At 67.9% G+C, this 19,560-nt stretch carries 22 protein-coding genes; 10 read left to right on the forward strand and 12 right to left on the reverse strand.

The annotated features are described in order from the left end of the window. The first annotated feature begins 74 nt into the window (after positions 1-74). The 4 genes from sppA to ACGVWT_RS06820 are packed head-to-tail and all read left to right on the forward strand — an operon-like array spanning position 75 to position 4,335. Entirely contained in the window at positions 75-1,964 is a 1,890-nt protein-coding gene (sppA, locus tag ACGVWT_RS06805; RefSeq protein ID WP_315461859.1) for a signal peptide peptidase SppA, read from the forward strand. Continuing rightward, positions 1,961-2,521: a GNAT family N-acetyltransferase gene (locus ACGVWT_RS06810; protein WP_315461860.1), complete on the forward strand. Its 561-nt coding sequence runs from the start codon at positions 1,961-1,963 to the stop codon at positions 2,519-2,521. Before sppA ends, ACGVWT_RS06810 begins: the two co-directional genes overlap by 4 nt. Positions 2,522-2,525: 4 nt before the next feature. Further along, the gene (locus ACGVWT_RS06815; RefSeq protein WP_315461861.1) at positions 2,526-3,860 is read left to right on the forward strand and encodes a glycosyl hydrolase family 28 protein; all 1,335 of its coding nucleotides are present in this window, start codon (positions 2,526-2,528) and stop codon (positions 3,858-3,860) included. Next, entirely contained in the window at positions 3,799-4,335 is a 537-nt protein-coding gene (locus tag ACGVWT_RS06820; protein WP_315461862.1) for a hypothetical protein, read from the forward strand. Before ACGVWT_RS06815 ends, ACGVWT_RS06820 begins: the two co-directional genes overlap by 62 nt. Before the next feature lie 7 nt (positions 4,336-4,342). Here ACGVWT_RS06820 and ACGVWT_RS06825 read toward each other — a convergent pair whose 3' ends face one another. From ACGVWT_RS06825 to ACGVWT_RS06835, 3 genes are all read right to left on the reverse strand, one after another. Further along, positions 4,343-5,158, reverse strand: a complete 816-nt coding sequence (locus ACGVWT_RS06825; protein WP_315461863.1) for a hypothetical protein — start codon at positions 5,156-5,158, stop codon at positions 4,343-4,345. Positions 5,159-5,243: 85 nt separating this feature from the next. After that, on the reverse strand, positions 5,244-5,897 hold the full coding sequence (locus tag ACGVWT_RS06830; protein WP_315461864.1) for a trimeric intracellular cation channel family protein: 654 nt from the start codon (positions 5,895-5,897) through the stop codon (positions 5,244-5,246). Between the two features lie 67 nt (positions 5,898-5,964). Further along, positions 5,965-6,576 (reverse strand): hypothetical protein, encoded by a 612-nt coding sequence (locus tag ACGVWT_RS06835; RefSeq protein ID WP_315461865.1) that lies wholly within the window; start codon positions 6,574-6,576, stop codon positions 5,965-5,967. 230 nt (positions 6,577-6,806) lie between these two features. Between ACGVWT_RS06835 and ychF the strand changes: the two genes are divergently transcribed. From ychF to ACGVWT_RS06850, 3 genes are all read left to right on the forward strand, one after another. Further along, positions 6,807-7,907 (forward strand): redox-regulated ATPase YchF, encoded by a 1,101-nt coding sequence (gene ychF, locus ACGVWT_RS06840; RefSeq protein ID WP_394425708.1) that lies wholly within the window; start codon positions 6,807-6,809, stop codon positions 7,905-7,907. Between the two features lie 177 nt (positions 7,908-8,084). After that, positions 8,085-9,416 carry an ectonucleotide pyrophosphatase/phosphodiesterase gene (locus ACGVWT_RS06845; protein WP_315461866.1) on the forward strand — a complete coding sequence of 444 codons (1,332 nt, stop codon included), beginning with the start codon at positions 8,085-8,087 and terminating at the stop codon, positions 9,414-9,416. Between the two features lie 11 nt (positions 9,417-9,427). Beyond that, complete coding sequence (locus ACGVWT_RS06850; RefSeq protein WP_315461867.1) at positions 9,428-9,874, forward strand: MaoC family dehydratase; 447 nt, start codon at positions 9,428-9,430, stop codon at positions 9,872-9,874. A gap of 29 nt (positions 9,875-9,903) precedes the next feature. Here ACGVWT_RS06850 and ACGVWT_RS06855 read toward each other — a convergent pair whose 3' ends face one another. The 5 genes from ACGVWT_RS06855 to petA all read right to left on the reverse strand — a co-directional run bounded on the left by ACGVWT_RS06855 (position 9,904) and on the right by petA (position 14,520). Further along, complete coding sequence (locus tag ACGVWT_RS06855) at positions 9,904-10,566, reverse strand: hypothetical protein (RefSeq protein WP_315461868.1); 663 nt, start codon at positions 10,564-10,566, stop codon at positions 9,904-9,906. A gap of 272 nt (positions 10,567-10,838) precedes the next feature. After that, positions 10,839-11,369, reverse strand: a complete 531-nt coding sequence (locus ACGVWT_RS06860; RefSeq protein WP_315461869.1) for an adenine phosphoribosyltransferase — start codon at positions 11,367-11,369, stop codon at positions 10,839-10,841. 393 nt (positions 11,370-11,762) lie between these two features. Then, positions 11,763-12,626 carry a cytochrome c1 gene (locus ACGVWT_RS06865; protein WP_116461982.1) on the reverse strand — a complete coding sequence of 288 codons (864 nt, stop codon included), beginning with the start codon at positions 12,624-12,626 and terminating at the stop codon, positions 11,763-11,765. Between the two features lie 24 nt (positions 12,627-12,650). After that, positions 12,651-13,937, reverse strand: a complete 1,287-nt coding sequence (locus ACGVWT_RS06870) for a cytochrome b N-terminal domain-containing protein (RefSeq protein ID WP_116461981.1) — start codon at positions 13,935-13,937, stop codon at positions 12,651-12,653. 16 nt (positions 13,938-13,953) lie between these two features. After that, a complete protein-coding gene (petA, locus tag ACGVWT_RS06875) occupies positions 13,954-14,520 on the reverse strand; it encodes a ubiquinol-cytochrome c reductase iron-sulfur subunit (RefSeq protein ID WP_116462123.1) in 567 nt (188 codons plus the stop codon). Positions 14,521-14,693: 173 nt separating this feature from the next. Between petA and ACGVWT_RS06880 the strand changes: the two genes are divergently transcribed. From ACGVWT_RS06880 to ACGVWT_RS06890, 3 genes are all read left to right on the forward strand, one after another. Then, positions 14,694-15,155, forward strand: coding sequence for a tRNA (cytidine(34)-2'-O)-methyltransferase (locus tag ACGVWT_RS06880; RefSeq protein WP_315461870.1), 462 nt, complete (start codon positions 14,694-14,696; stop codon positions 15,153-15,155). Between the two features lie 303 nt (positions 15,156-15,458). After that, positions 15,459-16,301, forward strand: coding sequence for an oxygen-dependent coproporphyrinogen oxidase (gene hemF / locus ACGVWT_RS06885; protein WP_315461871.1), 843 nt, complete (start codon positions 15,459-15,461; stop codon positions 16,299-16,301). Positions 16,302-16,320: 19 nt separating this feature from the next. Then, the gene (locus ACGVWT_RS06890; RefSeq protein ID WP_315461872.1) at positions 16,321-16,905 is read left to right on the forward strand and encodes an N-acetyltransferase; all 585 of its coding nucleotides are present in this window, start codon (positions 16,321-16,323) and stop codon (positions 16,903-16,905) included. Positions 16,906-17,011: 106 nt separating this feature from the next. Here the strand turns inward: ACGVWT_RS06890 and ACGVWT_RS06895 are convergent, their stop codons facing one another. Genes ACGVWT_RS06895 through ACGVWT_RS06910 form a run of 4 tightly spaced genes read right to left on the reverse strand, consistent with a single transcriptional unit; the run spans position 17,012 to position 19,500 of the window. Further along, positions 17,012-17,971: a phytoene/squalene synthase family protein gene (locus ACGVWT_RS06895; protein ID WP_315461936.1), complete on the reverse strand. Its 960-nt coding sequence runs from the start codon at positions 17,969-17,971 to the stop codon at positions 17,012-17,014. Beyond that, complete coding sequence (locus ACGVWT_RS06900) at positions 17,961-18,542, reverse strand: TIGR00730 family Rossman fold protein (protein WP_043060303.1); 582 nt, start codon at positions 18,540-18,542, stop codon at positions 17,961-17,963. Before ACGVWT_RS06900 ends, ACGVWT_RS06895 begins: the two co-directional genes overlap by 11 nt. Before the next feature lie 38 nt (positions 18,543-18,580). Next, positions 18,581-19,117, reverse strand: coding sequence for a septal ring lytic transglycosylase RlpA family protein (locus ACGVWT_RS06905; RefSeq protein WP_315461873.1), 537 nt, complete (start codon positions 19,115-19,117; stop codon positions 18,581-18,583). Further along, entirely contained in the window at positions 19,117-19,500 is a 384-nt protein-coding gene (locus tag ACGVWT_RS06910; protein WP_315461874.1) for an endonuclease domain-containing protein, read from the reverse strand. The genes ACGVWT_RS06905 and ACGVWT_RS06910 overlap by 1 nt, the downstream gene beginning before the upstream one ends. Positions 19,501-19,560: the final 60 nt, after the last annotated feature.

Consider the following 19,560-nt stretch of genomic DNA (forward strand, 5'->3'; position numbering starts at 1 on the left):
TACCGGCCCAACACGCCCCGTTGCGCGGCGCCTCCGCCTGCTCTAGCGCTAGAGGCAACGATAAGGAGCATCGCGTGAAGCTGGTTCGGGGCGCTTGGAAGCTGCTGGTGGCGATCAAGGACGGGTTGGTCCTGATCGCGATGCTGTTGTTCTTCGGCTTGCTGTTCGCGGCGCTGAGCGCGCGGCCGGGGATGAAGGCGATCAGCCCAGGTGCGTTGGTGCTCGACCTCAACGGCACGATCGTGGAACAGCCCGAGGAACAGGCGCCGTTCGCGATGCTGTCCGGCCAGCAGGCGCCGCGCCAGTATCGGGCGCGCGACGTGCTGCGCGCGATCGACGCGGCGCGGACCGACGACCGGGTGAAGGCGCTGGTGCTCGACCTCGATCGCTTCGGCGGCGGCTATCCGGCGACGCTGAACGAGGTGGCCGACGCGATCCGCAAGTTCCGCGACACCAAGAAGCCGGTGCTGGCCTATGCCACCGCCTATACCGATGCGGGCTATCGCCTGGCCGCCAATGCCAGCGAGATCTGGGTCAATCCGCTGGGCGGCACGATCTTCATGGGGCCGGGCGGCAACCAGCTGTATTACAAGGGCCTGATCGACAAGCTGGGCGTCACCACGCACGTCTATCGCGTCGGCAAGTTCAAGAGCTTCGTCGAACCCTACACCCGCACCGACCAGAGCCCGGAGGCGCGCGAGGCGAGCCAGGCGCTGCTGGGATCGATCTTCGGCCAATGGAAGGAGGCGATCGCCAAGGCGCGGCCGCGCGCGCAGGTCGCGCAATTCCTCGCCAGCCCGGACAAGCTGATCGTCGCGGCGGGCGGCAATATCGCCGAGGCGAACAAGGCGGCGGGTATCGTCGACACGCTGGGCGATCGCACCGCCTTCGGTGCGCGCGTCGCGGCCATCGTCGGCGGCGATACCAAGAAGGCGGCGGGCTTCTACAACCGCATCGGCTTTGACAGCTGGGTCGCGGCGCATCCGCTGTCCAAGACCGGCGATGCGATCGGCGTCATCACCGTCGCGGGCGATATCGTCGACGGCGAAGGCGGTCCCGGCAGCGCCCATGGCGACACGATCGCCAAGCTGATCCTGAACGGCCTCGCCAAGAAGGACCTGAAGGCGCTGGTAGTGCGCGTCGATTCGCCGGGCGGATCGGTTCTGGCGTCGGAGCGCATCCGCCTCGCCATCCTGCAGGCCAAGCAGAAGGGCCTGCCGATCGTCGTATCGATGGGCGGGCTGGCCGCGTCGGGCGGCTATTGGGTGTCGACGCCGGGCGACGTGATCTTTGCCGAACCGTCGACGATCACCGGGTCGATCGGCATCTTCGGCATCATCCCGACGTTCGAGAAGACGCTGGCCAAGATCGGCATCTCCACCGATGGCGTGAAGACGACGCCGCTGTCGGGCCAGCCCGACGTCTATGCCGGCACCACGCCCGAGCTGGACGCGATCCTGCAGGCGGGGATCGAGAACGGCTATCGCCAGTTCCTGACCCGCGTCGCGCAGTCGCGCCACATGACCGTCGATCAGGTCAACGCCATCGCGCAGGGGCGCGTGTGGGACGGTGGCACCGCGCGGCAGATCAAGCTGGTCGACCGCTTCGGCGGGCTGGACGATGCGGTGGCGGAAGCCGCCAAGCGCGCCAAGCTGGACCCGGCCAAGGTCCATGCCGAATATCTGGAGAAGGAACCGAGTGCCGCCGCGCAGTTCGCCGCCGCGCTGGCCAGCCGCAAGGACGACGACGACGCGTCGAGCCCGTCGGCGGACGTGTTCGGGCGGATCGCGGCCGAGCGCCGCGGCCTCGTCGCGCAGGCGGTGGGTGACGTCAGCCGCCTCGCCCGCAGCGGATCGGTGCAGGCGCGCTGCCTGGAATGCGGCGGCATCGGGCCGAGCGCGACCGCCGAGAGCGACGCCAAGCTGTTCGACCTGGTGCTGGCGAAGCTGGGCTTCGGCGCATGATCGGGGTGCGCGCTGCGACGCCGGAGGATGCCGGCGCGATCGCCGCCATCTATGCGCCGCACGTGCTCGCCGGGACGGTGTCGTTCGAGACGGAGGCGCCGGACGCGCGCGCGATGCGGACGCGGATGGCATCGTCGCAGGGGCTCTACCCCTGGATGGTCGCGACCAACGGCGCGGAGACGGGCGGCGTGCTCGGCTATGCCTATGCAACGCGCTTTTCGGAACGCGAGGCGTATCGCTGGGCGGTCGAGACGACGATCTACGTCGCCGATGTCGCGCAGCGGCAGGGCGTCGGGCGGCTGCTGTACGAAGCGCTGATCGACACGCTGCGCGCGCAGGGCTTTACCCAGGCGATCGGCCGGATCGCACTGCCCAACAACCAGTCGATCAAGCTGCACGAGACGGTGGGCTTCCGCCGCGCTGGCGTGTTCCGCGAGATCGGCTACAAACAGGGCCAGTGGATCGACGTGGGCTATTGGCAATGCGAGCTGGCCGACCCCGCCAGCCCGCCTGCCGAGCCTAAGCGGTTTGCGGATGTGGGTGTCGTAAGGGTCTGAGGCGATGCGTCGGTGTGCTGCGGTCGTGCTTGCGTTGGGCGTGGCGGCGGCACCGGCCGCGGCACAGGACCGGCGAACCGTGGTGGAGCCGCAACTGCCCACCGCCGCCTGCGTCACGCTGTCCCCCACCTCCGGTGACCGGAGCCGCGATATCGAGGCGGCGTTGCGGCGCTGTCGCGGGGCCGCGGTGCGGCTCGGCCCCGGTCTTTACGACAGCGGGCCGATCGAGATGCCGGCACGCGTTACCTTGTGGCTCGACCCCGGTGCGACGCTGCGTGCGATCCCCGATCCGCGGCGGTTCGATGCCGGGCAGGGACTGTGTGGGACGATCGATACCAAGGGCCATGGCTGTCGCCCGCTGATCCACATCGCCGACGCCACCGATGCCGCGATCATGGGAGCAGGCACGATCGACGGCGCGGGCGGTGCGGCGATGGCGGGCGGCACCGAGACGTGGTGGCAGCTCGCACGCCGGGCGCAGCGTGAAGGCGGCAAGCAGAACGCGCCGCGGCTGGTGACGGTGGATGGCGGACGCAATCTGGTGCTGTACGCCACGCGCTTCGCCAATGCGGCGAACTTCCACGTTGCGGTCAATCACGTGCGCGGCTTCACCGCCTGGGGCGTGACGATCGATGCGCCCGCCGATGCGCGTAACACCGACGGCATCGATCCGGGTGCGAGCGAGGACGTGACTATCGCGCACAGCCGCTTCAGCACCGGCGACGACGATATCGCGATCAAGGCCGGCAACGGCGGCGGCGTGCGCTACGTCTCGATCCTCGACAGCCACGTCCATGCCGGGCACGGCGTGTCGATCGGCAGTGAGACGGTGAGCGGTGTGTCCGACGTACTGGTGCGCGGGCTGACGTTCGACGGCACGACATCGGGCCTGCGGATCAAGAGCGACCCAAGCCGCGGCGGGCTGGTGCAGCGCATACGCTATCAGGACATCTGCCTGCGCGGGGTGGCGCGGCCGATCGACTTCGACACGCGCTACGATCCCAAGGCGCAGGGCGGATCGATCCCCGTCTATCGCGACATCGTGCTGGCGAATGTGCAGGGCGATGGTGGCCAGCTGATCGCGCGCGGCTATGACGCGCGGCACCCGTTGGACGTGACGCTGGATGGCGTCCGCTTTCCCGCCGGCACGCCCTGGCAGGTCGCCAATGCGACGCTGCATATCGGACCGGGCGGCGCGACGCCGCTGCCGCCGGGTGTGACCGGCCCCGCCGCAACGGTCGGAACAGCTTGCGCGGGGGCGGGCAATGATACTGGCCATGTTGCTGGGTGCGGCGCAAGCGGCCGCGCCACAGCCGTTGCTCGATTGCACGCAGATTAGTCAGGCAGCCATGACGTCCCGCGAGGAAGGCGTTCCCGAACCCAGGCATGCCACCGATGTTCAGTTGATGGCGAGCCATTCGCTCTGCCATGGATGGGAGATCATCGACATGTGGCGGAGCGGGTACGCCGCATCGGGTGTGTGGCGAGCGCGGCGCAAGGTGATGGATTCGCTGGGTCGCCTGACCGTGACGACGACCGATGCCGCCGCCTGTCCGGCGGTGATGAACGTACTGAAGAATTTGAACGACGTACCCACCGTTTTGTCGGTGATTCCGGCCACCGCTCCTGCCCATTCACTATGGCCGCCGATCGTCTGGACAGACGGGACGAGGTATACCCTAAAGCTCTTATCCAGCGATCAGCCCGACCGATCGAGTGCGAGCATCACCGTGTCCAGTAACAACGGCGCATTGGCGGACTGGGCCGAGGCCAGCATGAAGCAGTTGGAACCCTGCTGGCGCCCCGCCGCCTGACCGTCCGTCAGGACGTACGGTCCAGATAATCGCGCAGCGCCAGCCAATGGTTGGCGCCCGCTTCCACCAGCACCACCGCGCCCGGCGTGGCATTCGCATCGATCAGGCGGGCGAGATTGCGGGTGCGGGCGATGCTTTCGAACTTGACGATCGCGCTCGCCGGGCCGGTGCCGCAGGGGGTGCCGGCCATTGGATCAAGGCGGGAGCCATACGCGCCGCGATACCAGGCGGCGAAATCGAAGTCCTTGGGCTGGCGCAGATGCGGGATCGATCGCAACTCGTCGGCAAGGCGGTTGGCGGGCACCGAGCCGAAGGGATCGACATGCGCGCGCAGCAGATGCGCGCCGAGCGCGTCGCGCATGTCATAGCCGGCGTCGATATCGGCGCGATATTCGTCGCGGGGGCTCATATCCCAGCCGGCAAACGCCGTCTTCGCATCGGTCGCGAGCTCCACCGCGTAGAGGTTCTCCTGGATGCGCCCTTGCGCGAACTGGTCGGCGGCGCGCTGCGACAGGAAGGCGCGATAGGCGGGGTCGGCGCTCTTGTCCGCCGAGGCGCCTTCGACCAGCACGATCGTCGGGTGGACGCGATCGAATGCCGCCTTGATCGCGCGTGCCGAGAGTGACTGCGCATCATACTCATGCGCGACCGCGACGAAGACGATCGTGGCGCCGTTGCGGCGATGATAGACCTGTGTGGCGGGTACAGCGATATCGGCGCGCGCGGCGCACAGGTCGCCGACGGGATCGCGCGGCGTCTGGCCGGTCGCCGGAGTTGCCGCGAGCGTGAGAAGGGCGAGAACCGTACCGATCGTCGTGCGCATGATCGTCTCCAGCCGCCGTATGCGGGTGGCGTCAGAATGCGCGCGGTTGGTGGCGGATTCGTGTCGGATCGACGGCAGACCGCCCTCACCCCCGCCCGCGATAGGCGGGGAGCGCGAGGTGATAGCGGATTGCGAAGGCGCGCAGCGTGAAACCGGCGGCGGCGGCGATGATCGCGGCGGGGGCGCCGGCGAGGCCGAGCAAGCCCAGCGCGACGTAGAGACCCGACGCCAGCGCGGCGGCGGTGACATAGAGTTCGGGGCGCATCAGGATCGAAGGCTCGCCCGCGAGCACGTCGCGGATGATGCCACCGACACACGCGGTCACCACGCCCATCAGCGCGGCGGGCAGCGGCGGGATGCCATAGCCCAGCGCCTTGGCCGCGCCGTAGACGGCATAGGCGGCGAGGCCGATCGCGTCGAACCAGGCGAGCGCCTCGTCCCGCCACCAGCGTTCGGGCGTCACCCAGATCGCCGCGGCCATCGCGAGGCAGACGGTCGCCGCGCGCGGATCATGGACCCAGAAGACCGGCGCACCGATCAACAGGTCGCGTACCGTCCCGCCGCCGACGCCGGTGATCAGCGCGAAAAAGGCCAGAGTCACCGCGGTCTGCCCGCGCTTTGCCGCGGCGAGCGCGCCCGAGGCGGCGAACACGGCGAGGCCGGCGACATCGAACCAGGGTGCGAAGGCGGGCAGGATCAGGTCGGCGGACAATTCGCCATGGGGCAAGGGCGGCAGCATCGCCGGCGACCCTAGGCGAAGCGGCAGCGCGATTGAACGGGTCGTGTGGCGTGATCGCCGGATCGGGTCAGAAGCGCCGACCGAACGAGACGTTGACCACGGGGTTGATCGGGCCGTTGCCCACGCCGCCGCGCTCGCCCGCGGTCGGGCGGGTCAGGCGACCGCCGATCTCATAGGCGCGGCCCTTCATTGCGCCGACCTCCAGCCCGATCGTGGTGTCGGCGAGCATCGTGCCCGTATAGCCGAAGGTCAGCGCCGGGGTGCGGCGCAGGCCGATGCGGCCGCCACCGGCGCCCAGCGTCGGCCGCTGCGAGAGCATCAGCGGGCGGTTGCCGACCTGCTCGCCCGCTCGCACGTCGTACAGACGTCCCCCGGCGGACAGGTGGAAGCCGCTGTCGGCGAAGGGATAATATTCGACCATCGAACTCGCGAGACGCTGATGCACGCGCTCATTGGGTCCCGCGCTGGTCGTCATCGTCGCCACCCGCAGCCGCAGCCGCGCGGTGAGCGGCGTCGAGCGGTCGAGCGTGCCGCCGAGCGCGATCGGCGCGAGCAGCGGCGTGCGCTGCGCCGCCATCGGCGCGGGCGCCGTCAGGATCGCGAGCGGCGCGACCTGGGCCTGCGCACCCGTGGCGGCCGCCGCCGCCAGCCCTGCCATCATCCACCCCGACCAACGCATAAGCCCCCGTTGCAGCGCGCGTTTGTGTCTGCCGTCGTTCCCGCGACGTATTCGCTGCACGACATAGACGACGCGGTATCAATCAAGGCACAATTGCGGCAGCCAGCCTCTGCGACGAGCCGTTGGATTCCATCGCCGAAGCGCGAAAGCGGCGGAACGACTGGTCAATCGCGCGTCATGTGGCTAAGGCCGCGGCCTCCATTCCCTTTGCAGAAAACAGAGCACGACCCATGGGTTTCCGCTGCGGCATCGTTGGCCTGCCCAACGTCGGCAAGTCCACGCTTTTCAACGCGCTGACCGAAACGGCAGCGGCGCAGGCGGCCAATTATCCGTTCTGCACGATCGAACCCAATGTCGGTAACGTCGCGGTGCCCGACCCGCGGCTGTACAAGCTCGCCGAGATCGCCGGCTCGGCGAAGATCATCGAGACGCAGCTCGCCTTCGTCGATATCGCCGGCCTGGTCCGCGGTGCGTCGAAGGGCGAAGGGCTCGGCAACCAGTTCCTGGGCAATATCCGCGAGGTGGACGCGATCGTCCACGTGCTGCGCTGCTTCACCGATGGCGACGTCACGCACGTCGAAGGCAAGGTCGATCCGATCGCCGATGCCGAGACGGTCGAGACCGAATTGATGCTGTCAGACCTCGAAAGCCTGGAAAAGCGCGTGCCCAACCTCATCAAAAAGGGGCAGCAGGGCGACAAGGAAGCCAAGATCGGCGCGGCCGTGCTCGGCCAGGCGCTGGAGCTGCTGCGCGACGGCAAGCCCGCGCGCCTAACCCAGCCCAAGGATGCCGAGGAAGCGCGCGTCTTCGCGCAGGCGCAGCTGATCACGGCGAAGCCCGTGCTCTACGTCTGCAACGTCGACGAAGCCGATGCGGCGAACGGCAATGCGCTGTCGGCCAAGGTGTTCGAAAAGGCGAAGGCGGAGGGTGCCGAGGCGGTCGTCGTCTCCGCGGCGATCGAAGCGGAGATCGCGACGATGGCGCCCGAGGATCGCGACGAGTTCCTGTCGGAATTGGGCTTGGAGGAAACCGGCCTCGCCCGCGTCATCACCGCCGGGTACAAACTACTGAAGCTGCTGACCTTCTTCACCGTCGGCCCCAAGGAAGCACGCGCCTGGACGGTCCATGCCGGCGCCAAGGCCCCCAATGCCGCGGGCGAGATCCACACCGATTTCGAACGCGGCTTCATTCGCGCCGAAACCATCGCCTTCGACGATTACGTCGCCTGCAAGGGCGAAGCGGGCGCGCGCGAGGCGGGCAAGCTGCGGCAGGAAGGCAAGGAATATGTCGTCCACGACGGCGACGTGATGCTGTTCCGGTTCAACGTGTAAGCGAGCGGGGCTGAGGCGCGGCCTGTGGGGTGCGCCTTTCCCCACTCTTTGCCATCCCCGCGGCGGCGGGGTTGACGTGGGATGGGCGGACGGAAGCGCCGCCGGCTCTACCCTTGTCGCCCCTCCCCGCTCGCGGCTAAAGGCAAGCAGGCCTGCCATGATCGGGGTGATCGCCGCGTGAACCTTCGTCCGACCGCTTTTCTCGCTACCCTCGCGCTCGGCGCCTGCGCGCTGCCCGCCACTCCGCCGGCGCTGTCGCCGGTGACGCAGCCCGCTCCTGCGCAAACGGCGGCCCTGCCTGCCGAGCCGGACGCGCCCCCCGCCCCGCTGCCGCGCATGACGACGCAGCCGGTGACGATCCTCGTGTCGATCGACGGCTTCCGGCCCGATTATCTCGACCGTGGCGTCACGCCCAATCTCAACGCGCTGGCGGCGGGCGGGGTGTCGGCGTCGATGCGGCCGTCCTTCCCGTCGGTGACCTTTCCCAACCATTGGACGCTGGTGACGGGCAAGGTGCCCGACCACCACGGCATCGTCGGCAACACGATGGAGGACGCCGCCCGCCCCGGCGAGACCTTCACCATGGCCGACGACGATCCCTTCTGGTGGAACCAGGCCGAACCGATCTGGGTCACTGCGGAAAAGGCGGGCATCCGCAGCGCGACGATGTTCTGGCCGGGCGCCAATGTCGGCTGGGGCGGCACGTTGCTGCCCGACAGTCATGGCGCGGTCGAGCATGCCACCCGGCCCGAGGACTGGCAGCAGTTCAACCAGGCGGTGACGGGCGAACAGCGGGTCGATTCGGTGATCGACTGGCTGCGACGCCCGGCGGCGACACGGCCGCGCTTCGTGACGCTGTATTTCGACATCGTCGACAGCGCCGGCCACGCTTATGGTCCGCAATCGCCCGAGGTGACGCAGGCCGCCGCCAAGGTCGACAGCCAGATCGGGCAGCTGGTGGCGGGGCTGCGCGACCTCAACCTCCCGGCCAATCTGGTCATCGTCGCCGACCACGGCATGTCCGCGACCAGCAGCACGCGCACGATCGCGATCGACCAAATCGCGGATCCGCGCACGTATCGCACGCTCAACAGCGGACCCTATATGGGTCTGTATCCCATGCCGGGGCGGCAGCTGGCGCTGGAGGCGGCGCTGCTGAAACCCCACGCGCACATGCAATGCTGGCGCAAGGGCGAGATCCCGGCGCGGTTGCGTTACGGCACCAATCCGCGCGTGCCGCCCTATATCTGCCTGGCCGAGCCGGGCTGGATGATCACCAAGACGGCGGTGAAGACCGCGTTCAGCGGCGGCGCGCATGGCTATGACAATCAGGCGCCCGACATGGCCGCGCTGTTCATTGCCAACGGCCCTGCGTTCGTCGGCGGCAAGCGCCTGGCCAGCTTCGACAATACCGACATCAACCCCTTGCTGCGCGATCTGCTGAACCTGCCCGCGGGCCAGGGGCTGGACGGGAACGACGCACCGTTTAGGCAGGTGCTTAAACGATAGGAGAGCGACGGGTGCAGTATTTCGAGGACATTGAGGTCGGCAGCACGGCGCGCTTCGGCGATTATGCCGTGACGCGGGACGAGGTGATCGCCTTTGCCGAGAAATACGACCCCCAGCCCTTTCACCTGTCCGACGAGGCGGCGGCGCAGACGCATTTCGGACGGCTGTCGGCGAGCGGCTGGCATACGTGCGCGATGACGATGGCGATGCTGGTCGAGCATCTGAAGGCGAACGACCAGGCGGGGCTAGGATCGCCCGGCATCGACGAACTGCGCTGGCTGAAGCCGGTCTATCCGGGCGATCGCCTACGCTGCGAAAGCGAGGTGCTGGAAAAGCGCCGGTCGGCGAGCCGTCCGGAAATGGGCATCTTCAAAAGCCGGATGACCGTATTCAACCAGCATGACGTGCCGGTGATGACGTTCGTGTCGAACGGACTGATTGCAACCCGCGAGCAATAGGGGCGCCGGCAGCGCGGCGCCCCCGCCAATCAGCGGCGACCGCGGTCGCCGCGCGGGCCGCCGCCGCGATTGCCGCCCCAGTTCCGATTGCCGTTCCAGTTGCGATTCCCGCCCCAATTGCGGTTGCCGTTCCAGTTGCGCTGGCCCTGCCAATTGGGTTGCGGATTGGGCGTAGGTGCCGCGCCGGTCGGCGGCTGGGGCGCAGGCGCGGGTTGGCTCGAGAAATTCTGGCGGTTGCCGCGCCAATTGCCGCGATTGCCCCAGTCCGGGCGGCCCGGATTGCCCACGCCCGGCCCGCCGGGGCCGCCCGGCCGATCGCCGCGCCAGCCGGGGCGACGGTCGAACCCGTTCCAGTCGTTGCGGAAGTTGCGGTCGCCGCGCCATTGGTTGCGGCGCTGCTCCCAGTAACGGCGCTGGCCATCGTTCCACCGATAGGGCCGGCGGTACTGATCGTAGACGTAGATGCCGGTGCCCGGATAATAATAGTCGCCATACCAGCCGAAATAGCTGGGATAGCCGCCATAGCCGTAGCCGCCGTAATACGGGTCGGCGAAGCCGTCGTCGTAATAGCCATAGCCGCCGGTCCCGTAACCGACCGACACGCCGCTATAGCCATAGCCGTCGGTGCAGGCGCTGGTGACGACACCGGTTCCGAACAACAGGCCGACCAATGCCAAACGCCTGAAGATCATGGATGCTCTCCCATCATCGAAGGGCGCCGGCGAGTCGGATTGGCGAATCGGGGACGCAACCTATTGTCGTTCAACGAGGGCGGATCGTCGCGGGTTCCGGCTGAATGGGTGATGAGCGGGCGATGAGGCGTGGCCGGCTGCTACCGCTGACGAAGCTGGGCGGTCGTACGTCGTTCGCGGCGGACCCGGTGTAGCGCTGCATTGCCCGTGCGCGGGTGGGGTTGAGGCAAATAGGGCTTCGCCCGCCGGATCGTCGTGCGGGTGAGCCTCGCTCAGTGCCCCTCGAACGCGAACAGCGCGTCGGCCTGCACGCCATCGGCGCGCAGGGCGTCTGCACCGCCGAGGTCGGGCAGGTCGATGACGAATTGCGCCTGATCGACGACGGCGCCCGCCTTGCGCAGCAGCCGTACCGCGGCGCGTGCGGTGCCGCCCGTGGCGATCAGGTCGTCGACCAGCAGCACGCGCTGGCCGGGCACCAGCGCATCTTCGTGCATCGCGATCCGGTCCTGCCCGTATTCGAGTGCATAATCTTCGGCGATCGTCGCGCCGGGCAGCTTACCGTCCTTGCGGATCAGCAGCACGCCTGCCTTCAGGGGCACGGCAAGCGCTGCCGCGAACAGGAAGCCGCGGGCTTCGATCCCGGCGATCAGGTCGACGGGACCGGTGGTGGCGGCGACCATGCGGTCGATCGTCGCGGCGAGGCCGGCGGGATCGAGCAGCAGCGTGGTGATGTCGCGGAACTGGATGCCGGGCTTGGGGAAGTCCGGGATCGTGCGGATCAGCGCTTTCAGATCGTCGTTCATGGGGGTGCTGTCGCGTGTGGCGGGTGCGGGGTCAATGGGAGACGCCCCCCTCCGTCATCCCGGCGCACGCCGGGATCCATGGCTGCGGCGTGGCTGGCGGTAGCGCACCGACACTCCCTTATCCTGTCCATGGATCCCGGCGTGCGCCGGGATGACGAACGAAGGTATGCCCCATGCCTCCCCAGAACCGTCATTCCCGCGCAGGCGGGAATCCATAACCTCTGACCTCGCGGCCGGAGGTGCGACGGTAGCGCGTCTGGATTCCCGCCTTCGCGGGAATGACGGGGGAGTGGGGGGCGGTCGTATTCTGCCCGCCCGCGAACGAAAAGGGCGGGCGGTGCCCTGTCGCACCGCCCGCCCCGTCCATCCGAACCGCCGGTCAGGCGATCGGGATCAATGCTTAATGTCGCGCCAGACGTTCTGATAGGCGCCCCAGGCGAGGAAGCAGAACACCAGCAGGAACAGCGCCGCGGCGAGGCCGGCACCATGGCGGGTGTTGAGGTTCGGCTCGGCGGTCCAGGTCAGGAAGGCGGCGACGTCACGGGCCATCTGGTCCTTGGTCGCCTTGGTGCCGTCCGAATAGGTCACCTGGCCGTCCTGCGTCAGCGGGGGCGGCATCGCGATGTTCAGGTTCGCGAACCAGGGATTGAAGTGCAGGCCCTTGGGCGTCGCCGCATCCGGGAACAGCTTGAGCAGTTCCTCGCCCTTCTCGTTCTTATACCCGGCCTGGTTACGATAGCCCATCAGCAGCGCGTGGACGTAGTTCGACCCGTCGTGGCGCGCCTTGGTCATCAGCGACAGGTCGGGCGGCAGCGCGTTGTTGTTCGCGGCGCGCGCGGCGACTTCGTTGGCGAAGGGCGACGGGAAGCGATCGCTGGCCACGTTCTTGCGCGTCGAGGCTTCGCCCGTCTCCGGGTTCACCGTCGGCTGTTCGATCACCCACTGGTTGGCGATCGCCTTCACTTCGGGTTCGCTGTAGCCGATCTTCTGCAGGTCGCGGAAGGCGACGTACTTCAGGCTGTGGCAGGCCGAGCAGACTTCCTTGTAGACCTGGAAGCCACGCTGCAGCTGCTGATTGTCATATTTGCCGAAGAAGCCGTTCGACGACAGCCCGATATTCTCGGGGTGCATGTGGAACAGCTGTTCGACGGTTTCCTTCGCCGGATCCTCGATCGCGGTCTTGGCAGTGCCGAAGAGCGCGAGCGCGAGGACGAAGATGAAGGCGGCGCCGACCAGGGAGGCGATGATGCGAGGCATGGTTCTGATTGTCCCCCAGTCGGTTCAGGCTTGCGCCGCGCTGTGCGCGAGGCTGGTGCCACCGTGCTTTGCCAGCACCGCTTCGGTGATCGAATTGGGCAGCGGGCGCGGACGCTCCGACCGGGCGACCCAGGGCAGGATGATGAGGAAGTGCGCGAAATAATAGGCCGAGGCGATCTGCCCCAGGATCACGTTGCGCGCATTCGCCTCTGCCCCGCCGACATAGCCGAGCACCAGCACGTCGAGCAGCAGGATGCCGAGGAAAATGCGGTACTTCGGACGGTAGTTCGCCGAGCGCACCGGCGACGTGTCGAGCCAGGGCAGGAAGAACAGCAGCAGGATCGAGCCGAACATCGCCAGCACGCCCCACAGCTTCGCGTCCAGGATGAAGTTCGCGGTGAAGCTCTTCAGAATCGCATAGAACGGCAGGAAGTACCATTCGGGCACGATATGCGCGGGCGTCGAGAGCGGGTTCGCCTCGATATAATTGTCCGGGTGGCCGAGCAGGTTCGGGCTGAAGAAGATCAGCAGCGCGAAGATCAGCATGAACACGCCGACGCCGACGCCGTCCTTCGCCGTGTAATAGGGATGGAAGGGCACCGTGTCCTGCTCACCCTTCACTTCGACGCCGGTCGGGTTGTTCGACCCCGGGATGTGCAGCGCCCAGATGTGCAGGATGATGACGCCCGCGATCACGAACGGCAGCAGATAGTGGAGCGAGAAGAAGCGGTTGAGCGTCGCATTGTCCGGTGCATAGCCGCCCAGCAGCCACACGCGGATCGTTTCGCCGACCAGCGGGATCGCCGAGAAGAAGCCGGTGATGACCTGCGCACCCCAGAAGCTCATCTGCCCCCAAGGGAGCACATAGCCCATGAACGCGGTGGCCATCATCAGCAGGAAGATGACGACGCCGAGCAGCCACACCATCTCGCGCGGCGCCTTGTACGAGCCGTAATAGAGCCCGCGGCCGATGTGGATGTAGACGACGGCGAGGAACATGGACGCGCCGTTGGCGTGCGCATAGCGCAGGAACCAGCCGGCGTTGACGTCGCGCATGATGCTTTCGACCGAGCCGAAGGCAACGCCCGCATTGGCGGCATAATGCATCGCCAGCACGATGCCGGTGATGATCTGGATCGCGAGCGCGGCACCGGCAAGAACGCCGAAGTTCCAGAAATAGTTGAGGTTGCGCGGCACCGGATAGCCCGCACCGACGGCATTGTAGACGAGGCGCGGCAACGGCAGCTTCTCGTCCAGCCAGCGCATCAGCGGCTGCTTGGGTTCGTAATGCTTGGCCCAGGGAAAGCTCATCTGTTCTACCTTTCCCTTAACCGACCGTCACGACGGTGTCGGAGTTGAACGCATAATCGGGCACGTGCAGGTTCTTGGGCGCCGGTCCCTGGCGAATGCGCGCCGCGGTGTCGTACGCCGAGCCGTGGCACGGGCAGAAATAGCCGCCGAACGGCCCCTTGTTCTCGCCCTCGCCCGCGCCCAGCGGCACGCAGCCGAGGTGGGTGCAGACGCCCAAAGTGATGAGCCAGTTTTCCTTGCCCGGCTTGGTGCGTTCGGCGAGCGTCTGGGGATCGCGCAGCGTCTTGATGTCGACCGCATTCGCCTCGGCGATTTCCTTCGGCGTCAGGTTACGCACGAACAGCGGCTGCTTGCGGAACTGCGCCTTGATCGCCTGGCCCGGCTGGATCTTGGACAGATCGACCTCGGTGGTCGACAGCGCCAGCACGTCCGCCGACGGGTTCATCTGGTTGATGAGCGGCAGCACGATCGCGAGCGCGCCCACCCCGGCGAACGACACGGCGGCGATATTGATGAAATCGCGACGGCGGGGATCGTGGACTTCCTCGTGGAACGGCGCCGGCGATTCACCGGGAGGTACCATGTCGTCAATCGCCATTCGTCTCTGCCCTTGCGTATGTTCTTGCGGAAGTGCCGGAGTGCAGCCCCACCGAACCCTGCCGTCCCCACGGCGGGCTGCTCGCCTGATAGACGGCGCCGCTGCGCTTTGCCAACAGCATTTTACGGCCGCCCGGCCCGTCGCTAAGGACGCGGGCCATGACCAGCCCCCTGCGCCTCGCCCTTTACCAGCCCGATATCGCCGGCAATGTCGGCGCGGTGATGCGCACCGCTGCCTGCCTGGGGGTAGCGCTGGACCTGATCGAGCCGATGGGTTTCCAGTGGGACGACAAGCGCGTCGCGCGGGCGGCGATGGACTATATCGACCATGTGTCGGTGACGCGGCATGCGGACTGGGAGACGTTCCAGGGACAGGCGCCGGGGCGGCTGGTACTGCTGACGACGCGTGGGGCGACGCCGCTGCATGACTTTGCGTTCCGCGCGGACGACGTGCTGCTGTTCGGCCGCGAGAGCGCGGGCGTGCCGGAGGAGGTGCATGCACGGGCCGATGCGCGCGTGGTGATCCCGATGGCGCCGGGGCTACGATCGATGAACCTGTCGGTGTCCGCGGCGATCGTCGCGGCGGAGGCGCTGCGGCAGACGGGGGGATGGCCGGGGTGAACGGCTGGTAGCCATTGGGTATCGGCACCAGACGCAATTCGCTGCGGGAACGTGAGCATGACGTGGTTACTAGAAGCACTTGTCGAGCCGATCGCAGGCGCGTTCGGCTATCACATCGGCCGGGGAAAACCGTGGTGGGTCGAATGTCTCGCGTCCTTAGGTTGCCTGCTCTCTCTATTGCTCATTGCTGGCGTCCTGATTTGGATCGTCCGTTAGCGCAGCGGCGGCCGCCACGGCGAGCAGGCGGGCTGAGACAATCCGCCCCATCGACACCCCCTCCCCCCCGCCGCTAAGCCGTTCCCCATGCTGAGCCTCGACGACCAACAGACCGCCGCCCGCCACTGGTTCGAATCGCTTAGGACACGCATCTGCGCGGCGTTCGAGAGCATCGAGCGCGAGGCGGGGTCGGATGCGGCGTTCGATTATACCCCTTGGGACCGCGTCGATCCGTCGGGAGAGCCGGGTGGCGGCGGCGTGCGCGGCGTGATGAAGGGGAAGGTGTTCGAGAAGGTCGGCGTCAACGTCTCGACCGTCGGCGGCACGTTCGAGGGCGAGTTCGGCAAGACGATTCACGGCGCCGGCGAGGACCCCCGCTTCTTCGCGACCGGGATCAGCCTGGTCGCGCACATGGCCAATCCGCACGTTCCGGCGGTGCATATGAACACGCGCTTCCTGCGCACGACCAAGCAATGGTTCGGCGGCGGTGCCGATCTCAACCCGCCGCTGCCAGTCGAGGGTGACACGGCGGAATTCCATGCCGTCCTGCAAGCCGCGTGCGATGCGCATGGGGCGGACTATTATCCGCGCTTCAAGGCGTGGGCGGACGATTACTTCTACTTGCCCCACCGGAAGGTACATCGCGGCGTCGGCGGCATCTTCTACGATCATCTGGAGGGCGATTTCGACGCCGACTTCGCGTTCACGCGCGCCGTGGGCGAGGCGTTCCTCGACGTCTATCCGCGCATCGTGCGGCGGCGGATGCACGACGCCTTCGACGCGAACGACGAGGCGCAGATGCTCGAATGGCGCGGGCGTTATGCTGAGTTCAACCTGGTCTATGACCGGGGCACGTTGTTCGGGCTGAAAACCGGCGGCAATATCGACGCGATCCTGATGAGCCTGCCGCCGCGCGCGAACTGGGCTTGATGTTGGGGGGCCTGAGGCGATGGCGCTGATCCCGGTCGACAGCGGCGATCTGGCGACGATCGTCACGACGCTGGAGATGACGCGGCGCCCGCCGCTGCGGCCCCTGCCCGCGTCGCCGCTGCGGCTGGTGCGCTGGGCAACGCCCGAACCGGAGAAATACCGGATGCTGTTCCGGCGGGTCGGCGGTCCGTGGCTATGGTATTCGCGGCTGGCGATGGACGATGCGGCGTTGACCGCGATCGTCCACGATTCCAACGTGGAGGTCTATGCCGTCACCGATCGCGCGGGAATCGAGGTGGGGCTGCTCGAACTGGATCTGCGCCATGCGGGCGCGTGCGAGCTGTCCTATGTCGGGCTGGTGCCCGAGCTGGCGGGGCATGGCCATGGCCGCTGGCTGATGGCGGAGGCGATGGCGCGCTGCTGGCGGCCGGGGATCGCGCGGGTGTGGGTGCATACCTGCACGCTCGATCACCCGTCGGCGCTGAATTTCTATCGGAAGCAGGGTTTCGTGGCGGTGAAGCGGACGATCGAGACGTTTCGCGACCCGCGGCGGCTGGGGCTGCTGCCGGTAGAGATGGGGGCGCACATTCCGTATTTCGGGTGACGTGTTGCAACCGTCACCCCAGCGCAGGCCGGGTCTCTCGCGGCGCCTGTCGCGCGCTACAACCGGCAGGTCCCAGCCTTCGCTGGGATGACGGATGCCCCCACGTCTAGCGCGGGCGCGTCCACAGGCCGGCGCGGGGCGTGTCGGGGATATCGTGCCGGCCGCGCGCCTCGATCGCCGACTGGATGATGAAGGCGATCTTTTCGCCCTTCGAGGTGGTCACGCGCGCATCCCACGCCGCCGGGCCGAGTGCGGCGACCTTGCGCCCGATCGTGCCGTAGATGCGCGCCGCCGCCAGCACCGCCCAGGCCGAGCGGAACGACAGCGCGCGCGTGCCGACGCGGGCGCTCGCCTCGAACGCCGCGGCGCGATCCGTCAGCCGCCGCGCCAGCTCGGCCAGCGCCGGGCGGTTTTCGGGCGCGAGAATGGCGTCGGGGGCAATGCCCTTCTCCGCCAGCCAGTCGGACGGCAGGTAACATCTGCCGCCGCGTGCATCCTCGTCGATATCGCGGGCGATGTTGGCGAGCTGGAAGGCGAGGCCCAGGTCGCAGGCGCGATCGAGCACCGCGTCATCGCCCGGATCGACGCCCATGATCACCGCCATCATGCAGCCGACGACGCCGGCGACATGGTAGCAATAGGTGAGCAGATCGTCCTCGGTACGAGGCCGCCAGCCGTCGCCGTCAAGGCGGAAGCCCTGGATCAGATCGTGCGCGAAGCGGCGCGGCAGGCGCGTTTCGGCAGCGACGATGCGCAGCGCGTCGAAGGCGGGGACGCCGACCGTCTCGCCGGCCAGCGCCGCGTCGGTCAGTGCCGCCATCTCCGCGATGCGGCGCGGCGCGTCCTCAACCGGGCGCAGGTCATGACCGTGATCCTGGCCGTCGGCGATATCGTCGCACGCGCGGCACCAGGCGTAGAGCAGCCACGCCCGTTCGCGCGTCGCCGGATCGAACAACAGGCTCGCCGCCGCGAAGCTCTTCGATCCCCTAGCGATCGATTCGTGGGCGGTCGCTACGATAGCGTCGCGGGAGGGCGCGTCGCGGCTGGGATGCGCCTCAGAGGTCAGACGTCTTCATCCGCACGATCGGCTGCGTCGGGACATGCGCCGCCATCTTGTCGAGCAGGCCGTCGAGCGTCGTGTCGACGATCAGCAGGTCGCGGTGCTGTGGGCGCAGGAATCCGACCTCCGCGGATTTTTCCCAGAAGGCGATCAGGTGATCGTAATAGCCCGCAACGTTGAGCAGGCCGACCGGATCGGCATGATAACCAAGCTGTGCCCAGCTGAGCGCTTCCCACAATTCGTCCATCGTGCCGGTGCCGCCGGGGATGGTGACGAAGCCGTCGGCAAGGTCGGTGAACGCGGCTTTTCGCGCGTGCATGCCGCTTACGACGTGCAATTCGGTGAGGCCGCGATGCGCGACCTCGGCATCGACCAGCGCCTGCGGGATCACGCCGATCACCTCGCCGCCCGCGCTGAGCGCGCTATCGGCGATCGCGCCCATCAGCCCCAGCCGGCCGCCGCCGTAGACGACGCCGATACCGCGCTCGGCGAGCGTACGCCCGATCGCACGCGCCGATTCGATATAGACGGGATCGGCCGGCGTCGCCGAGCCGCAATAGATAGCGAGACGTTTCATGGCGCTGCCGCTACGCCGATGCGTCGCCAGCGGCAAGCTCAGCGCGTCTCCATCCAGCGCTGGCGGAGCATGGCGAGCGTGTCGGGCGACGCATCGGGACGTGGGCTGGCGGACTTGCCGGCACGCAGCCGGGCGCGGTCGCGTTCGGGTGGATCGACCAGCCGGACGCGTACCGCGGCGGTGCCGCTCGCGCGGATGCCGAGCGCGTCGGCCGCGCCGCGCGACAGATCGATGATCCGCCCGCGGACGAAAGGGCCGCGATCGTTGACGCGCAACAGGATCGTGCGGCCGGTGTCGAGCGCGGTCACCTCGACATAGCTCGGCAGCGGCAGCGTCGTATGTGCGCCGCTGATCCCCTTGGCGCGGAACCGCTCGCCGCGCGCGGTGCGATTGCCCGATTCGCCGCCGTACCAGCCGGCATAGCCGAGCGCGTCATAACCCGGCGCGGGCGCGGGGACGTAGGTGACTCCACGGACGGTGTAGGGGCGGCCGATCTTGACCGGCACGTCGCTGACCGCGCGGCCGCCGCAGGCGGCGAGGAGGAGGGCGAGTGCCAACGGTATCAGACGCCGCATCACCTCCCCTCCCTGGCAGGGAGGGGCCGGGGGTGGGTCGGCCCGCCGCATTGCGCAACGGCGGCCACGATCGCTTCAGCCACGCCGTGAGGATTGGCGACGACATCGCTGTTCCAGAACCGGATCACCCGCCACCCCAATCCTTCGAGCCACCGCGTCCGCTCGTCGTCGCTGGCGCTATCGACGTGCTGGCTACCGTCGAACTCGATACCCAGCTTCACGCTGCGACACGCGAGATCGATGATGTATCGCCGGACTGGTAACTGCCGAGTGAAACGCGGCCGATGGCCCCGCAGTCGCAGCCAGATCAGCCGCTCGGCCTCCGTCGCGCCGGTGCGGAGCGCCCGGGCGTTGGCCGTCATATAGGGCGCGATCCGCGGCATCGCGTCAGGCTGGCCGATCGCGATGCGGAGGGCAACCCACCCCCGGCCCCTCCCTTGTCA

This window comes from Sphingomonas sp. S6 (assembly GCF_043498045.1).
Lineage (GTDB): Bacteria > Pseudomonadota > Alphaproteobacteria > Sphingomonadales > Sphingomonadaceae > Sphingomonas.

Excerpts from the sequence above, each read along its gene's own strand:
- ACGVWT_RS06815 (WP_315461861.1), top strand. The coding sequence starts at position 2,526 with ATGCGTCGGTGTGCTGCGGTCGTGCTTGCGTTGGGCGTGGCGGCGGCA.
- ACGVWT_RS06830 (WP_315461864.1), bottom strand. The coding sequence starts at position 5,897 with ATGCTGCCGCCCTTGCCCCATGGCGAATTGTCCGCCGACCTGATCCTG.
- ACGVWT_RS06865 (WP_116461982.1), bottom strand. The coding sequence starts at position 12,626 with ATGCCTCGCATCATCGCCTCCCTGGTCGGCGCCGCCTTCATCTTCGTC.
- ACGVWT_RS06855 (WP_315461868.1), bottom strand. The coding sequence starts at position 10,566 with ATGATCTTCAGGCGTTTGGCATTGGTCGGCCTGTTGTTCGGAACCGGT.
- ACGVWT_RS06870 (WP_116461981.1), bottom strand. The coding sequence starts at position 13,937 with ATGAGCTTTCCCTGGGCCAAGCATTACGAACCCAAGCAGCCGCTGATG.
- ACGVWT_RS06910 (WP_315461874.1), bottom strand. The coding sequence starts at position 19,500 with ATGCCGCGGATCGCGCCCTATATGACGGCCAACGCCCGGGCGCTCCGC.
- ACGVWT_RS06890 (WP_315461872.1), top strand. The coding sequence starts at position 16,321 with ATGGCGCTGATCCCGGTCGACAGCGGCGATCTGGCGACGATCGTCACG.
- ACGVWT_RS06900 (WP_043060303.1), bottom strand. The coding sequence starts at position 18,542 with ATGAAACGTCTCGCTATCTATTGCGGCTCGGCGACGCCGGCCGATCCC.
- hemF (WP_315461871.1), top strand. The coding sequence starts at position 15,459 with ATGCTGAGCCTCGACGACCAACAGACCGCCGCCCGCCACTGGTTCGAA.
- ACGVWT_RS06825 (WP_315461863.1), bottom strand. The coding sequence starts at position 5,158 with ATGCGCACGACGATCGGTACGGTTCTCGCCCTTCTCACGCTCGCGGCA.
- ACGVWT_RS06880 (WP_315461870.1), top strand. The coding sequence starts at position 14,694 with ATGACCAGCCCCCTGCGCCTCGCCCTTTACCAGCCCGATATCGCCGGC.
- ACGVWT_RS06810 (WP_315461860.1), top strand. The coding sequence starts at position 1,961 with ATGATCGGGGTGCGCGCTGCGACGCCGGAGGATGCCGGCGCGATCGCC.
- ychF (WP_394425708.1), top strand. The coding sequence starts at position 6,807 with ATGGGTTTCCGCTGCGGCATCGTTGGCCTGCCCAACGTCGGCAAGTCC.
- ACGVWT_RS06820 (WP_315461862.1), top strand. The coding sequence starts at position 3,799 with ATGTTGCTGGGTGCGGCGCAAGCGGCCGCGCCACAGCCGTTGCTCGAT.
- ACGVWT_RS06860 (WP_315461869.1), bottom strand. The coding sequence starts at position 11,369 with ATGAACGACGATCTGAAAGCGCTGATCCGCACGATCCCGGACTTCCCC.
- ACGVWT_RS06905 (WP_315461873.1), bottom strand. The coding sequence starts at position 19,117 with ATGCGGCGTCTGATACCGTTGGCACTCGCCCTCCTCCTCGCCGCCTGC.
- petA (WP_116462123.1), bottom strand. The coding sequence starts at position 14,520 with ATGGTACCTCCCGGTGAATCGCCGGCGCCGTTCCACGAGGAAGTCCAC.
- ACGVWT_RS06835 (WP_315461865.1), bottom strand. The coding sequence starts at position 6,576 with ATGCGTTGGTCGGGGTGGATGATGGCAGGGCTGGCGGCGGCGGCCGCC.